Annotated in this window: 16 protein-coding genes; 6 read left to right on the plus strand and 10 right to left on the minus strand. The window is 69.7% G+C overall.

Features of this window, described 5'->3' with window-relative positions; all coding sequences use genetic code 11:
• Positions 1-43 precede the first annotated feature (43 nt).
• Complete coding sequence (gene truA / locus E3328_RS19000; RefSeq protein ID WP_135366454.1) at positions 44-865, minus strand: tRNA pseudouridine(38-40) synthase TruA; 822 nt, start codon at positions 863-865, stop codon at positions 44-46.
• 57 nt (positions 866-922) lie between these two features.
• The gene (locus E3328_RS22625; protein WP_246023057.1) at positions 923-1,501 is read right to left on the minus strand and encodes an SHOCT domain-containing protein; all 579 of its coding nucleotides are present in this window, start codon (positions 1,499-1,501) and stop codon (positions 923-925) included.
• A 119-nt stretch (positions 1,502-1,620) separates the two neighbouring features.
• On the opposite strand from E3328_RS22625, the gene E3328_RS22225 reads away from it, so the two are divergent.
• Positions 1,621-1,788, plus strand: coding sequence for a hypothetical protein (locus tag E3328_RS22225; protein ID WP_167837478.1), 168 nt, complete (start codon positions 1,621-1,623; stop codon positions 1,786-1,788).
• Here E3328_RS22225 and hisS read toward each other — a convergent pair.
• On the minus strand, positions 1,770-3,080 hold the full coding sequence (gene hisS, locus E3328_RS19010; protein ID WP_135366211.1) for a histidine--tRNA ligase: 1,311 nt from the start codon (positions 3,078-3,080) through the stop codon (positions 1,770-1,772). The two genes, E3328_RS22225 and hisS, sit on opposite strands and share 19 nt — an antisense overlap.
• A 78-nt stretch (positions 3,081-3,158) precedes the next feature.
• Positions 3,159-3,584: a winged helix-turn-helix domain-containing protein gene (locus E3328_RS19015; RefSeq protein WP_135366212.1), complete on the minus strand. Its 426-nt coding sequence runs from the start codon at positions 3,582-3,584 to the stop codon at positions 3,159-3,161.
• Positions 3,585-3,681: 97 nt separating this feature from the next.
• Between E3328_RS19015 and E3328_RS19020 the strand changes: the two genes are divergently transcribed.
• Positions 3,682-4,302 (plus strand): DUF7509 family protein, encoded by a 621-nt coding sequence (locus tag E3328_RS19020; RefSeq protein ID WP_135366213.1) that lies wholly within the window; start codon positions 3,682-3,684, stop codon positions 4,300-4,302.
• 25 nt (positions 4,303-4,327) lie between these two features.
• Here E3328_RS19020 and E3328_RS19025 read toward each other — a convergent pair whose 3' ends face one another.
• From E3328_RS19025 to E3328_RS19040, 4 genes are all read right to left on the minus strand, one after another.
• Positions 4,328-4,951: a DUF7411 family protein gene (locus tag E3328_RS19025; RefSeq protein ID WP_135366214.1), complete on the minus strand. Its 624-nt coding sequence runs from the start codon at positions 4,949-4,951 to the stop codon at positions 4,328-4,330.
• The gene (locus tag E3328_RS19030; RefSeq protein WP_135366215.1) at positions 4,952-5,314 is read right to left on the minus strand and encodes a DNA-binding protein; all 363 of its coding nucleotides are present in this window, start codon (positions 5,312-5,314) and stop codon (positions 4,952-4,954) included. It lies immediately after the preceding gene.
• Between the two features lie 100 nt (positions 5,315-5,414).
• Positions 5,415-5,876, minus strand: coding sequence for a 30S ribosomal protein S19e (locus tag E3328_RS19035; protein WP_135366216.1), 462 nt, complete (start codon positions 5,874-5,876; stop codon positions 5,415-5,417).
• Positions 5,877-6,639: 763 nt separating this feature from the next.
• Entirely contained in the window at positions 6,640-7,656 is a 1,017-nt protein-coding gene (locus tag E3328_RS19040) for a lysylphosphatidylglycerol synthase transmembrane domain-containing protein (protein WP_135366217.1), read from the minus strand.
• 157 nt (positions 7,657-7,813) lie between these two features.
• Between E3328_RS19040 and thiL the strand changes: the two genes are divergently transcribed.
• Complete coding sequence (thiL, locus tag E3328_RS19045; RefSeq protein ID WP_135366218.1) at positions 7,814-8,680, plus strand: thiamine-phosphate kinase; 867 nt, start codon at positions 7,814-7,816, stop codon at positions 8,678-8,680.
• 40 nt (positions 8,681-8,720) lie between these two features.
• On the opposite strand, the gene E3328_RS19050 is transcribed toward thiL, so the two are convergent.
• Both E3328_RS19050 and E3328_RS19055 read right to left on the minus strand, forming a co-directional pair.
• Positions 8,721-9,899 carry a site-2 protease family protein gene (locus tag E3328_RS19050; RefSeq protein ID WP_135366219.1) on the minus strand — a complete coding sequence of 393 codons (1,179 nt, stop codon included), beginning with the start codon at positions 9,897-9,899 and terminating at the stop codon, positions 8,721-8,723.
• Positions 9,900-10,207: 308 nt separating this feature from the next.
• On the minus strand, positions 10,208-10,456 hold the full coding sequence (locus E3328_RS19055) for a DUF7123 family protein (protein WP_135366220.1): 249 nt from the start codon (positions 10,454-10,456) through the stop codon (positions 10,208-10,210).
• Between the two features lie 396 nt (positions 10,457-10,852).
• On the opposite strand from E3328_RS19055, the gene pyrH reads away from it, so the two are divergent.
• The 3 genes from pyrH to E3328_RS19070 all read left to right on the plus strand — a co-directional run bounded on the left by pyrH (position 10,853) and on the right by E3328_RS19070 (position 15,416).
• On the plus strand, positions 10,853-11,569 hold the full coding sequence (pyrH, locus tag E3328_RS19060) for a UMP kinase (RefSeq protein ID WP_135366221.1): 717 nt from the start codon (positions 10,853-10,855) through the stop codon (positions 11,567-11,569).
• A gap of 25 nt (positions 11,570-11,594) precedes the next feature.
• Positions 11,595-13,472, plus strand: a complete 1,878-nt coding sequence (lysS, locus tag E3328_RS19065; protein ID WP_135366222.1) for a lysine--tRNA ligase — start codon at positions 11,595-11,597, stop codon at positions 13,470-13,472.
• A gap of 165 nt (positions 13,473-13,637) precedes the next feature.
• Entirely contained in the window at positions 13,638-15,416 is a 1,779-nt protein-coding gene (locus E3328_RS19070; RefSeq protein WP_135366223.1) for a site-2 protease family protein, read from the plus strand.
• Positions 15,417-15,521 lie beyond the last annotated feature (105 nt).

Below are 15,521 nucleotides of genomic sequence, written 5' to 3' on the forward strand. Positions count from 1 at the left end.
ACTCGCCGGCACGGCGCCCCGCGAAGGCGATCCCTTCGACCCCTCATTCGAGCGAATCGCGGATCGCACCGGCGACGCGTCCCCGGACCGAGAACTCCGCGCACCGGTCGTCGAACACCTCGCGGGCACTCTCGGCCGCGTCCCCGTCCACCGAGAACTCGACGCCCGGGTAGGTCACGTCCCAGAGGACGAGCGGGTACGGCGGCGCCGGGGCGACGCCCTCCGGCCCGTCCACGACCGCTTCGCCGAGCACGCGGTCGACCTTCGAGAACTCGGACTCGCCGCGTCCGATCTCGACGGCGAGCCCGACGACCCGCCTAACCAGCTGTCGGGCGAACCCACCTGCTCCGAGACGCGCGACGAGAAAATCGCCGTCGCGTTCGACCGTCGCCGACAGGTTCCGGACCGTCCCGGTCTCGTCCGGCGTGAGGTTGTGGAAGTCGTGTTCGCCGGCGAGCCGGTCGAACGCATCCCGAATCCGACTCTCGTCGATCGCCCCCTCGTCACCGTCGCGAGGCGCGTACAGGTGATAGCGATAGGTGCGCGACTCGGCGTCGTGCGTGGCGTGAAAGTCCGGATCCACGTCGGCGCCGGCCCACGCCCGGATCGAGGCCGGGAGTTCGCTGTTGAGCGCCCGCGGCGAGAGCCACCCCGGCGCCGCGAACGCCACCGTCTGCGCGCGCGCCGAGACTCCCGCGTCGGTCCGCCCCGCCGCGGCGTACCCCTCGGGCTTGTCCGTCCCGTCGTCCAGCACGCCCAGGTCCCGGAGGGCGTCGAACAGGGCGTCCTCGACGGTTGGCACGTCGGGCTGGCGCTGGAACCCGTGGAACGGCCGGCCGTCGTAGGCGACGCGGTAGGCGCGCAGTTCCGGCATCGCTCGCGCTTCGCGGGAGCGGACCTTGTCGGTTTCGGGGCGGTTCGGTCAGGAAGTTTCGGAGACGCGGTCGGGTACGTCTTCGCCGAGTACGTCCAGCCGGCTGCGGTACTCCTCGTCGTCGATCTCCCCGCGAGCGTATCGCTCCCGGAGGATCGCCACCGGGTCGCGCTCACCGTCGTCCGGGTTCCCGTCGCCGATGCTCGGGTCGACGGCCCCGGGACCGTCCTCGACGACGCGCTCGACGCGGCGCTCGAACTCGTCGAGCGAGAGCGCGCCGGCGGCGTAGCGGGCGCGCAACTCCTCGATCACCACGTCGTCGTCCGTCACCTCGTAGGCGTCGAGGCGGTCGGCGACCGTGGCGACCAGCCCGAGCAGAACGACGGCGCCGAGACCGCCCATCTGCCAGGGCGCCAGCCCGACGACGGTAGGGAAGACGGCCGGGAGAACCGGCCCGACCAGCGTCCAGAGTAGCGCGAGCACCACCAGCGCCGTCAGGTCCGCGTCATCGCGCGAGCCGCGACCGCGGACGGCGCTCCGGACGCGACCCCAGTGGAGTGACCCGTCCGGCTCCGTGGCGACGCGACCGACGCGCTGCCAGTCGATCCCGTCCTCGTCGTCGCCCATCGATCGCGGGAACGAACGTCAGTGCAATGACCGTTGTGACTCTCCCCGCGTGGCCGTCCATTCGACTCGCCTCCCGGCCGACCCAATACTGAAGCGGTCGCGAACCGTTACGGACGGGTATGGGCGAGCGTTCCAGCGATCGTGACGAGAACGAACACTCGCTGTACGGGCTGGTCGGGATGCTGAGCGACGAGGAGGTCGAACAGTTGCGGGCGGCGTCCGCGCGATTCCGCGAGGATCTCGACGCCGCGATGGAGCGGGCCGACGATCACGCGAACTCGTCGTAGGTCGGCCGCTCGCTGTCGCCGGGGAACTCGTCGACCGGCACGTTCGTCTGGTCGCCGCTCTCCATGTCCTTGACCGTCACCTCGTCGTTCTCCAGGTCGCGCTCGCCGACGATGACGACCGTCTCGGCGTCGATGGAGTCGGCGTAGTTCATCTGCGCGCCGAACGACCGGTCGCTCACGTCCGTCTCGACGACGTGGCCGCGCTCGCGCAACTCGCGCGCGATACGCGAGGCCACCGGGCGCACGTCGCCGACCTGCAGGACGTAGTAGTCCGTCGAGATGCCCTCGCCCGGCCAGGCGTCGTGGGTCTGGAGGAGCAGCGGCAGCGTCGAGTTCATCACGCCGATGCCGACGCCGACCGCCGGCGTGGGCTGGCCGCCGAACTCCTCGATGAGGTGGTCGTAGCGCCCGCCGCCGAAGATCGAGCGGGAGACCTCGCCTGAGGCGTCGAAACACTCGAAGACGACGCCGGTGTAGTAGTCCAGCCCGCGCGCGGTCGTCAGGCTCACGTCGCAGTACTCCCGGACGCCGAAGTCCTCGGCCGCCGCGAGCACGTTCTCCAGGTTCTCGACCGCGGCCGCGAGGTCGTCGCTGTCGGAGAAATCGGTGAGCGCGGAGAGGTCGTCGTCGCCGGCGACGAGCAGGTCGTCGAACTCCCGGGCCTGGTCGTAGGACAGCCCCGCGTCGGAGAGCAGGCCCAGGTACTCCTCGCGCTCGACCTTCGCGCGCTTGTCGACGGCGCGGATCGCCTCGGTGGTGTCCACGTCGGCGTCGAACGACCGCAGGAGTTCCCCGAGGATGTCGCGGTGGGAGACGCGGAACTCGAACTCCGAGCCGTCGAGCCCGAGGTTGGTCAGCGAGTCGGCGGCAAAGGCTAACACCTCGGCGTCCGCTTCGGGTTCCGAGGAGCCGAAGATGTCGGCGTTGGTCTGGTAGAGCTCGCGAAAGCGGCCCTGCTGGACCTGCTCGTAGCGCCAGAACGGCCGCGTCGAGAACCACTTGATCGGCTTCGACAGCGCCTGCTGTTTCGCGACGACCATCCGCGCGACGGTGGGCGTCAGTTCGGGGGTGAGCGTGACGTGGCGCCCGCCCTTGTCCTCGAAGTCGTACAGTTCGTCGACGATGTCCTCGCCGCTCTTGTCGGTCCACATCTCCGCCGGCTCCAGAGCCGGCGTCGACGTCTCCCGGAAGCCGTAGGCCCGGGCGGTGTCTTCGATCGTGTCGATGACCTCCCGGAGCGGGGCCATCTCGTCGGGGTAGAAATCGGTGAACCCCTTCAGTCCCTCGTACATACCCCGTGGTTCGGCGAGGGGTCGCTTCAACCTGTCCGTGTGGGGCGAGCCGTCCGTCGCGTCGAGATCTCCAGCCCGTCAGTCACTCGCGTCGGATTCCGCGGAGCTGTCGTACATGGTTTCGAACTCCCGTTCGCCGCGGATCAGGTCCTCGACGCCGTCGGCGAGCACGACTTCACCGAAGACGGTCGCTCGGTAGTACGTGTAGAGTCCATCCTGTCCGCGTTCGGTCCGCTGGCGCTTCTCGACGAGACCCACGTCGACGAGTTCGTTGAGGTGGTAGTGGAGCGTGCTGTCGTCGATATCCATCGCCGCTTCGAGTTCGGTCGGGCTCATATCCCCTCCATGAACCAGTCGATAGAGGACTTCGTACCGAGTTCTGTGGCCGACAGCGGCGTGCATAGCGAGGTACTCGTCGAGCGAGAGGACACTGTCCGCCGGCAGCAACTCCTCCGGGTCGTCCGGGAAGCCGTTCTCCGCCCCCGACGTGTGGTCGATCGCCATCTCGTGATCGAGTAGTGGACGAGCGAACTTAGCTGTTCTCAAGCCGACGATCGCTGAAAACACCGTACTTTATAAATTGTGCGGCGGAAAGACGGGTATGTCCGCGGAGATAACGCGTGAATCGATCGCCGAGCAGCTGGGGGGCGTGAAATACGACCAATTTCTGTTCTACCTGATGGGGCCGTACAAGTCGTTTAACCTCAACTACGTGCTTAGCGAGGAGGAACGCGAGGGGATCGATATCGAAGATCTCCCGGGGCCGATACGGCGGCTGTTCCGAAACAGAGACGACATCGACGCAGCACAGCGGCTCTTGCGACGGGTACAGGGAAAACTCCGGACGGACCCGGGAGTGAACGCGTTTCTGGCGCTCGATATCGGGGTCGATACCGACGACGTGGACGCGGCGACCCAGAGTATCGAGTTCACGCGATGTAGTAACGCGACGGCATTCGTACTCCCGTTTCTCGGACATAACTTCGGTGTCGGTGAGGAGGCCGGGAGCGTGCTCGAAGCGCTTTCGGAAACGCACGGGGATCGGCTGGTGTTCGTTCGCGAAGAAGACGTGACGAGCGCCATGATCCGGTCGGCTACGGTACGCTGGGACCTACAGGTGGAGACCTACGAGACGGAGGCGGAACTCGTCGCGAAGCTGCGGCGGTTCGCCGGGAGGATCATGCAGCGTGAACGCCGCGGTGACCTCGATCGGCTCGACTGAGAGGCGCCTGGGGCCGGGTATCGGATCAACGGCTCCGCCCACGCACCCGCGACTGAACGTGCTCGGGGAACACGTCGGCGACGGTCCCCTCGCCGTGCTCGGCGGCCATCAGTGCCCGCAGTTCGGTCTCGTAGTCGCCGGTCGGAAGCCGCTCGCTCGGGCCGGTCTCCACCTCCAGCAGCCGCCCGGTCAGCTCGTCGATGGCCCCGCGGCCGTAGCCGGCGAGCGGGCGCAGGTAGTCGACGCCGTGGCGGTCCTCCAGGCTCTGTGCGAACGGCCGCTCGATTGCGGGCGCGCGGTCGTCGCGGCGGGTGCCGTCGGCCACGGCGTCGAATGGGCGGCCGTCGACCTCGTCGCGGCCCGCGACCGTCTCCAGCGCGTGCTCGTGGACCAGCTGGATCCCCTCGCGGGGGTAGCCGTCGGCGACCATCCGGTCGACGGCCTCGCGGGCGACCGACGCGTCCAGCTCGACGGTCGCCACCGGGAACCCCGCTCGCTCGCCGGCCTCGCGAGCGGTCCCGGCGACCGACGGGCCCGCGTCGAGGGCGAACGTGCAGCTACAGAGGGTCACGTCGTAGAACGGTTCCAGAACGAGGGCGGCGAGCGTCGAGTCCTTGCCGGCGGAAAAGAGCGCGGCGACCGTCGGCATCTACCGGCGCTGGATGTCGAAGCTCTTCTTGTCGGGCTGGAGCTTCTCGAGGAGCTGTTTCATCTTGTCGTCGTCGATCTTCCCCTGGATGCGGCCGCTCTGGGCCAGCGCGAGCACCTGCTGTTCGACCTGCTCGCCGAACTCGGGCTTGGACATCTGGACGGTGTTGAGCCGCTTGCGCGCCTCGTCGGTGAGGTGCTTGCGCAGCATGGCCTTCTTCTGGGCCTCGCGCTGCTCGCGCTGGGCCTCCATGGCCTCCTCGTCGACGCCCTGGCCCTGGCCCTGACCGCCCTGTTCCTGTAGCTGCTCCATCTTCTCCTGGCGGAGCTTCTCGAGCTCCTCGTCGTTCGGTTCGCCGCTCATGGGCGTCCCTTGTCGAGTCGTCGGGAAAACGATTTCGGAGCGGACGGGACGGCGGCCCGGCTACCCGTGGCGGCGAAAGCGAGAGAACCGGCGGCAGAACCTAGGCGTAGCGTTCGAGTTCCGGACGGTCGAGGTCCTCGAGGACCTCGCCGGCGGTGTCGTCGAGGAGGCTCTGGCCCTCGGGGGTGATGCGGCGGCCCTCGCCCTCGGCGGTCTGGACGTAGCCGGCCTCTTCGAGCTGCTGGAGCGCGGTGCGGATGATCTTCCCGCTCGCGTCGGTGGTCTGTTCCGGGCGGACGACGTAGCGATTCGAGCCCTGCTTGGAGTCGCCGTAGGCCGTCCGGAGCGCGCCGACGCCCGTGGGGCCGTCGACGGCGACCTTCCGGAGGAGGCTGGCGGCCCGCAGCTGCCAGAAGTCCTCCTGCTCCGGCGGGAGCTCGCGGCCGACGCCGGTCTTCGCGAACTTGAACCAGTCGGGTTCCTGTACGTCGTCTTCCTCGGCGAGGCGCTCGGCGACCGCCTCGTTGAGGTCCTCCGCGGGCACGTCGTAGAGTGTCGCCATTGCAGGTGTCTTCCGGAGCGGCTCATTTAAGGGCATCGTTCGCCGGACGGGTGCGGGACGGCGACACAGGGAGTGTGGGACCGAACGGAGCGACCCCCTCGGCGGTGCGAGGGGTGGTCCGAGGGAACCGCGAGCAGCGAGGCCGACTGAAACCTCAGCTCTGCACGTCAGATTTATACTGTCAGCCGGAAACAATGCTGTATGGGTCTCCCCGGTCCCGGTTTGGGTTTTCATAGACCGGAACAGCACCGCCCCGTGAGAGAGGGATGCTGTCCCTCGGTCGGAGCGTCCGACTAGCTGGCTGACATCGCATCCCGAACGTCTTGCGGGCGTCGCCGGCGCGCCTGCGCCGTTGGGTGTCTGTTCCGGTCGTCGATACCCAACCATGACCGCACGAACGTCTCACTGTGCCGGGGACACGGAGCGCCAGCACCCGTCGAGCGCCGCCTCGCGGTTCTGGAGGCACTGCGACCGCTATCACGACCTGGCGGAGAGGTTCGCCGAGGACATCGCGATCGTACACCCGGACGGAATGTCGGGGCGCCATCCGGGCTGTCCCGGCGACACCGAGTGCTGTGGGTGGTGTCGTACCGGAGTCGTATACTACAAACACATTCCGAAAGCACGACACAGCGAGGGCGAATGGCTCTGACGTTCTGCCGGTAGCGCTCGCTCGCGAGCAACTGAGTGAACGGCGGTCTCGGGGAAGCGGAGGGTGACCGGGGAGAACCCGGGAGTGCGACCGGCCGGCAGCAGCGACGCGTCAGTCGCCGACGCCGAGGGCGAAGGCGACGCCGCCGCCGACGACGGTCGGGAAGACGTAGGTGGCGCCGCGGTGGACGAGGACGGCCGCGCCGGCGACGCCGCCGGAGACGCCGGTCGTCGAGACGAGCAGGGCTATCAGCACGGCGTCGACGCCGCCGAGACCGCCCGGCAGCGGCGTCATCCCGGCGACGGCCCCCATCGGGACGACGAGCAGGACCGCCGAGAACGGGACCGTGTGTCCCAGCGCGTACACCGACAGCCACAGGGAGGTACACATCGCGAGCCACCCGAGCGCCGAGAACCCGATCGCCTCCAGCAGCGTCCGGGGGCTCGTGGCGACCCGTTCGATGGCGCCGAAGAAACCCTCGATGCGGCGCTCGATGGCGTCGGTCGTCGGCGGCGACTTCCGGGGGACGACCCGACCGAGCGTGCGGACGAGAGGAGTGATCGCGCGGACGACGGCCGCCTCCAGCTCGTAGCGGTACTGCCAGCCGAAGTAGGCGGCCGCCGGGATGCCGACCGCGAGGGCGACCAGCGCGGTCGTGGCGAAGACGAGGTTGCGGCCGAACTCCGCCGCGCCGGCGACCACGAAGGTCAGGCCGACGAGGGCGTAGCCGATGGAGGGGACGAAGTGCAGGGCGTCGACGGAGGCGATGGCTGCCAGGCCCGTCTCGTACTCCCGGTCGGTCGCCCGCGAGATGAGGTAGCCGCTGACTGGCTCGCCGCCGGCCTGCCCGAAGGGCGTGACGTTGTTCGAGAACACCGCGCCGGCGAACACCAGCCCGCTCATGCCCACGGAGATGGGGGCGTCGAGGGCGCTCAGGACCGCGCGCAGGGCCAGTCCCCAGCAGACGAGCCAGACGACGGCGACGGCGAGGATCACCAGCAGGTACCGGAGTTCGACCCCGCGGAGCTCCGAGAGGATGTCGCCGATGCCGACGATCCACACGAGGACGGCGAGGACGACCGCCGCGCCGAGAAACCCGACGACCGTCGCCCACCTGTCCCCGTTCATGTCGGGGCCGAAGGGCGTCCGCGGCTTCAACCCTCCGGACTGCGCGTGCGGGGAGAGGCGAGCCCGGGGCCACCGATCCCCTCGCCGGCGGGCGACGCCCCCCGCGAGGGCCCGTCGGAACCGCAGGCGGTTTCCCGGGAGCGGGCGAACGCGGGGTATGGACGAACGGACCGCGCTGGGCATGCTCGGCGACCGCCTGTCGGCGGCGGGCGACGACGCCGCCGTGGTGGACGGGGGGGTCGTCACCACCGACATGCTCCACGACCGGACGGACTTCCCCGACGGGACGACCCGCTACACCGCCGGCTGGCGCGCCGTCGGGGCCTCCCTCTCGGACGTGGCCGCGATGGGCGCCGCGGCCACCGCCGCCGTCGCCGTCTACGCCGCGCCCGCGTTCGACGAGACGGAACTCGCCGACTTCGTCGACGGCGCCGCCGACGTCTGCGAGGCCGTCGCCGCCGAGTACGTCGGCGGCGACCTCGACCACCACGAGGAGTTCACCGTCGCCACAACCGCGCTGGGCGACGCCGACGACCCCGTGTATCGCTCGGGCGCCGAGGTCGGCGACGCGGTCTGTGTCACCGGCACGCTCGGGCGAAGCGCCGCCGCCCTCCGGCTGTTCGAGCGCGGCGCGGTCGACCGAGCGAACGACCTGTTCCGGTTCACTCCGCGAGTCGCGGCCGGGCGGGCGCTGGCCGGCCGGGCGACCGCGATGATGGACTCCAGCGACGGGCTCGCGCGCTCGCTCCACCAGCTCGCCGAGGCCAGCAACTGCGGGTTCGCCGTCGAGTCGCCCCTGCCGGTCGACCCGGTCGTCGACGAGGTCGCGTCCGACGCAGACGAGCGACTGGAGCTGGGCGCCTTCTTCGGCGAGGACTTCGAACTCGTCTGTACGGTCCCCGAAGCGGCCCTGTCGGCCGTCCGCGAGGACCTCTCCGTCGATCTGACCAGAGTCGGCACAGTCGTCGAGTCGGGCGTCACGCTGGACGGCGAACCGCTCGCCGACCGCGGGTACACGCACTGAAACTGCTGTTTTTCGGGGGATCTTGCGCCATCACGAGCGCCTACGCCGCAAGGATCTCGAAGGGGACGGGCGTGAAACAGAGCAGGCCGAGAACGAGCGTAACGGCCCCGAGCGCCTGCCGGCGGGGACCGATGGGGTCGTCGCGGATCGGCGTGGCGGGGCCGGCGTAGGCCAGGCCGGCGGCGATGACCCCCCAGACGACCCAGAGGACGACCGCGTTCGTCGCCTCCCGGGCGAAATAGAGGTAGCCGGCGAGGCCGAACAGCGCCGCCGGGACCGCGGCGGCGACGGTCTCCTGGCGGGGGCCGAGGATCGCGCGGACGATGTGGCCGCCGTCGAACTGGCCCACCGGAAGGAGGTTCAGGAAGGTGACGAACATCCCGACCCAGCCGCCGAAGATCACGGGGTTGGCCGCCAGCCGCGGGTCCGGGTACGACAGCGGCTGGCCGGTCGCCTCCGCGAGGATCACGAGCAACAGCGGGTCGTTGAACCGGATCGCACCGCCGCCCCCACTGGCGACGCGCTCGGGGACGGTGATCGGGTCGAGGTACAGGCCGACCACGGTGACGACGACAGTGGCGACCAGACCCGCGAGCGGGCCCGAGACGCCGATGTCGAACAGCGCCTTGCGGTCGGGGATGCGCCCGCGCATCCGGATGACCGCTCCCATCGTTCCGATGAGCGAGGGGAACGGGATGAAGTAGGGGAGACTCGCGTCCACGTCGTGATAGCGGATCATGACGTAGTGGCCGAACTCGTGGACGGCGAGCACGCCGAGGATCGCCGCGGTGAACGGCCACGCCTCCAGCAGGGCCAGCGGGCCGTCGAGCTCGACGTAGTACCAGATCGACCCGACGTACAGCGTCGACAGCACCGTCAGGACGAAGAAGACGAGGTTCGTCCACGGGATCCCGTCGATGTGCGGCGAGCGGGGTTCGGCGACGAGGACGTACTGGGGGCGGGTCGGCCCGAAGCGGTCCTCGATGGCTGGCCGCTCGTCGAACGGCGCCGACGACTGGGCGCGGGTCGTCAGCGACACGTCGTAGCCCGCCTCGCGGAACAGCCCCCACAGCTCCCGTTCGAGGGCCTCGGCGGACGCCAGCGGCGTGCCCAGGTAGTAGATCGCGTCGTCGTCGCCGACGCGCACGTCGGCCACCTGGAAGACCGACTCGATCTCCTCGACCGGCGGCCCCTCCGCCGGCACGCGACGCTCGTCCATCGGTCTCTGGTTGGGTTCTCCCCGGTATAAATCCCGGGACACCGCCGGCGACCGACGGACGCCCGTCGGCGGTCAGCCGGCGGACCGGTCGACGCGGCCGACGACATCGGTCGCGCCGCTGGTCCGCTGGCGCGGAGAGAAAGCGGGGTCGGGACGCCCGCGCTCGGGCGTCCCGCAGGGGTGTGGTGAACGGCTGGGGTGGTGTTCGGATGTCGTTCGGGAGTCGGTGCGTGTGGTGGGGTGTGGACGGGGTCGCCGTCCGGGGGTGTGGGGTCTGGGGTCGGAGCGTCGGTGTCGCGAAGCTCGGGTCAGGCGACTTCGACGCGCCACGTGGTCGCGCTCGTGTAGGACCACTTCTCGACCTCGAGGTCCGTGGCCGAGTCGCGGATCTTCACCATGAGCGCGCCGATCTCTTTGGGCGACAGGCCGACCTCGTCGGCGATGAACTTGCTCTTGAAGTACATCTCGCCGTCTTCGGCCTTCTGGCGCAGATACGCCTTGAGTCGCTCTTCTTTCGACGGCGCGTCGTCGTTGGAGGGCTGGAGTATCGAGCTCATGTTGACACCTCGCTTCCCTCTGGGACCGGTAACCCCATATAAAGGGAGGAATCTTCGGGTGGCTTCGTGTCGTTTCACGAACGACCCGGGAGAGGCGGCCGAGTCTCGAACTTTCAAAACGTTTTCTGAGGGGGTTAGACATTTTATACTCTTCTCTGAGGCGCCGAGACGTTTTTGCGTCTCGGTCGCACGGCCGACCGAAAAACCGATGCGAAACGCGGATTCAGTCCGATCTTGAGGCAACGGTTGCTGGTTCTCGCGGGCGAGCGTCGCCGAGCGTGGGCGCGGACGCGCGGGGTAGCGAGTGGTCGTGGATGGTATCGCGGGGGCGACGGCGGGGCGCTCGACCGTCGGGCTTGACAACCCTTAAGACGGCATCGCGGCTACGCCGTCCCAATGAAAACAGTCGTCTCTATCGGCGGGAGCGTCCTCGTCCCGTCGGTCGGCCCCGAGCGGGTCCGGGCCTACGCGGACGCGATCGAATCGCTCGACGCCGACGGGTACACGCTCGGTACCGTCGTCGGCGGCGGGCCGACCGCCCGCGAGTACATCGAGGCCGCACGCGATCTGGGCGCCAACGAGATCGAACTCGACCAGCTGGGCATCGAGGTCACGCGGCTCAACGGGCGCCTGCTGATCGCCGCGCTCGACGAGCGGGCGGCCCCGACGCCGCCCGAGAGCTACGAGACCGGGCGCGAGGCCATCCGCCGCGGGGACATCCCGGTCATGGGGGGTACGGTCGCCGGCCAGACGACCGACGCCGTCAGCGCCGCCTTCGCCGAGTACGTCAACGCCGACCTGCTCGTCTACGCCACGAGCGTCGACGGCGTCTACGACGCCGACCCGGGCGAGGACCCCGACGCCGCGAAGTTCTCGGAGATCACCGCCGACGAACTCGTCGGCCTGATCGCCGACCTGGAGATGGACGCCGGGAGCAACGCGCCCGTCGACCTGCTCGCCGCGAAGATCGTCCAGCGGTCGGGCATCAGGACCGTCGTCCTCGACGGGACCGACCCCGAGGCCGTCGAGCGGGCGGTCCGCACCGGCGACCACGACGGGACCGACGTGGTCCCCGAGGGCCTGAGCGAACCGCCGGCCGAGTGGAGTCACTGATGAGCGCCCGTCCCCTGGAGACAGCATGAGCGAGAGCGACTCCGAGGCGACGACCGACGGACCGAGCGCCACCGCGAGCGCCGACGGGACCGACGCGGCCGGCGAGGCGGAGGCGACCGACGACACCCGGACCGACGAGACCGGCGGCGAGGACCGCTACGCCTTCTGGGCCGACGAGGTCGCCGACGCCGTCGAGGCGCGCGACCCCGAGGAGCCGATCGTGATCAAGGGCGGCATCTCTCCCTCCGGGGTGCCCCACCTGGGCAACGTCAACGAGATCATGCGCGGCTACTTCGTCGCCGAGGTGCTCCGGGAACGGGGCTGGGAGGTCCGGCAGGTGTTCACCACCGACGACCGCGACCCGCTCCGGAAGCTCCCCCGGAAACTCGCCGACCTCGACGGGAAGATCGTCGACCTGGGCGACGTGAACGCCGGCGCCCTCGGCAAGAACCTCGGGCACGCGTACACGGACATCCCCGACCCGTTCGGCTGCTGTGACTCCTACGGCGAGCACTTCTCGACGCTGATCGCCGAGTCGGCCGACCTGCTCGACGCCCCCATCGACGTGGTCTCGACGACCGAACTCTACGAGTCCGGCCGGATGGACGACGTGGTCGAACACGTCCTCGAACACCGCGAGCAGGCCCGCGACGTGCTCTCGGAGTACCAGGACAAGGTCGACGAGGACTACGTCCCGTTCAACCCCTTCTGTTCGGAGTGCGGGAAGGTGACCGAGACGGTCACCGCGGTCGACGTGGACGCACGCGAAGTCGAGTACCGCTGTACCGACATCGAGGCGGGCAACCGGACCATCGAGGGCTGCGGCCACGAGGGGACGGCGACGTTCCGCGAGGGGAAACTGCCCTGGCGCTTCGAGTGGCCCGCCCAGTGGCAGGTGCTGGGCGTGGACTTCGAGCCGTTCGGCAAGGACCACGCCGAGGGGTCGTGGCCCTCCGGCGTCGACATCGCCGAGAACGTCCTGGACATCGAACCCCCGGAACCGATGGTCTACGAGTGGTTCACGCTGGACGGCCAGCCGTTCTCCTCCTCGGAGGGCAACATCGTCCTCGTCCACGACGTGCTGGAGATGCTCGAACCCGAGGTCGTCCGCTTCTTCTTCGCGAAGGACCCCAACCGGGCCAGGGACTTCAGCGTCGAGCGCCTCGACCAGCTCGTCGACGAGTTCGACCGCGTCGAGCGGCTCTACTACGATGAGGAGTCCGGTACCGCGAAGGAACAGCGGCGCGCCGACCGGGTGTACCCGTTCCTGCTCTCGCTGGCGGACGTGCCCCCCGAAGCGCTCGCCGCGAGCGACGTGTTCGCGGTCGACGGAACCGCCGGCGCCGACGACGCCGCGCAGGTGGCCGCCGACTTCGACCACAACGACCCCGAGGACCGTCGGCGCCGCCGCGAGTTCCTCGACGGCGAGTTCGCCGACCGGGTGCGCCTGCCGTACACCTTCGCCGCCGTCCTGGGGATGTTCGACGACGCCGAGGCCCGCGCGGCGACCGCGCGCAAGGAGGGCCACGTCACCGACGACGACCCCGAGTGGGCCGTCGACGACGCCTTCGGTCGCGTCGCGCTCGCGGGCGAGTGGGCCGACCGCACCGATAACGAGTACAACTACACCGTCTCGCGCTCCGAGTTGCCCGATGTGTCGGTCGACGCGGCGACCGCCGCGGCGCTGGACGACCTCGCCGAGTTCGTCGCCGAGGGGGCGGACGGCGAGGCCATCCAGGGCGAGATCTACGAGACGGCCAAGCGTCACGACATCGAGATCGGCGAGTTCTTCGGCGTCGGCTACCGCCTCTTTTTCGGCGAGGACGAGGGCCCGCAGCTCGGGCACTTCCTCGGGGACCTCGACCGGGAGTTCGTCGTCGAGCGGCTTCGACGGGAGCGGTAGCGGACCGCAGTCGACGCGAGCCGTGGCCGAGCCGCTATCGACGCGGTCCCGGTCGGGTCCGACCGGGCCGGTTCGACGGGAGCGTGCGGCGTGACCGGCCGACCGACAGCCGCCCGAAACCCCACAACCAAACCCTCTTGGCGGGGAGGCCCCTGACTCCGGGTAATGGTAAGCCCGCTGTACTGGGTGCTCGCTGCGATCGTCGTCTTCACCGCGGGGACGATGGCGCTGCAGGCGCGGGGCAAGCTCCCCGACTCCGTCCGGGTCTCCGGTCCGATCCTGACGCTGCACACGCTCCGGGGCCGACAGTTTCTCACGTGGCTCGCCGGACCGAAGCGGGCCTGGCGCGCCTGGGGCAACTTCGGCGTCGGGATGGCGCTGGTGACGATGGTGGGGATGTTCGTCGCCGTCTTCAACGCCGGCTGGCAGGCGATGCAACAGCCGACGCGCCAGCCCGTCCAGAACCCACAGAACGTGCTGGTCATCCCCGGCGTCAACGACTTCCTCCCCCTCGCCGCCGCGCCGGAGATCGTCCTCGGCCTGCTCATCGGCCTCGTCGTCCACGAGGGCGGCCACGGCCTGCTCTGTCGCGTCGAGGACATCGACATCGACTCGATGGGGCTGGCCTTCTTCTCCTTCATCCCGGTCGGCGCGTTCGTCGAACCCGACGAGGAGAGCCGCCTCCGGGCGAGCCGGGGGAGCCAGACCCGGATGTTCGCCGCCGGCGTGACGAACAACTTCCTCGTCGCGTTCGTCGGTTTCCTCCTCCTGTTCGGCCCGGTCTCGGGCGCTATCGCGACCGCCGCGGGCGTCCCGGTCGGCAACGCCGCCGCCGGCTCGGCCGCCGACGAGGCCGGCCTGGAGTACGGTGATCTGGTCACGGAGGTCGAGGGCCAGTCCATCGCGAACGTCTCCGAGTTCGAGGAGCGGCTCGCGGCGATCGAGGAGCGGTCGGTCGAGCTCACGCTGAAGAGCGGCGAGACGACCACGCTCGAACGGAAGCTCGCCCTCGTGCGGTCGGTCCCGTCGGTGACCGACGGCATCGAGCCCAACCGCCGGAACGCGACGATCGTCGAGGCGGTCGACGGGACCCCCGTCTACACCGAGCGCGGGTTCGCCGAGGCGATGGCCGGCCGCGAGACGGCCACCATCGAGACCAACCGCGGGACGGCGACCTTCCCCGTCGGCGCCTACGGGCTCGCAGTCGAGAACGGCCCGCTCGCCAACGCCTCCGTTCCCGCCGACGGGACCGACGTGATCGTCCTCTCGGTCGCGGGTGAGCGCACGCCCAACGCCTCCGCGTACGGCGACGTGGTCGGCGGGCTCGAAGCGGGCCGGACCGTCGACGTGCGGGCGTCGGTCGGCGGCGAGGTCGACACCTACGGCGTCACGGCCGGCTGGGGCGGGCCCGGTGACGCGCTCGGGCTCCGCACCCAGCAGGGCTTCAGCGGCATCACGGTGACCGACGCCGGCATCGACGTCTACCCCGCGGCGCAATTTTTGGCCTACCTCGGCGGGTTCAGCGGCCCCTGGGGCGGGCTGTTCTCCGGGCAGTTCCTCCAGCAGATGTTCGTCGTGCTCCTGCTCCCGTTCCTGAGCACCATCGGCGCGGGCTTCGGTTACAACTTCGCCGGGTTCGTCCCCGACGTGGCGAACTTCTACACGGTGACGGGGCCGCTCGAACCGCTCGGCGGCGGCGTGTTCATGCTCGCGAACATCCTGTTCTGGACGGCGTGGGTGAACCTCAACCTCGGCGTGTTCAACTGCGTGCCCACGTTCCCGCTGGACGGCGGGCACATCCTCCGGGCGTCGGCCGAGTCGCTGGTCGCCCGCCTCCCCGTCGAGGACGGCCGCCGCGCGACCACCGCCGTCACCGCCTCGATCAGCCTGCTGATGCTCGCCGGCCTCTTCCTCATGCTGTTCGGGCCGCAGCTGCTGAACTGAGGCGGGCGGTTCAGCGCCCTCGCGGGCGCCAGCACCGACTCCTCGTTCGCGGCCGCGACAGCCGGGAAAGACAAGTTTCCTAAACTGCGACCGGTTACTCCCCGG

Origin of the sequence: Halosimplex halophilum (assembly GCF_004698125.1) — an archaeon.
GTDB lineage: Archaea > Halobacteriota > Halobacteria > Halobacteriales > Haloarculaceae > Halosimplex > Halosimplex halophilum.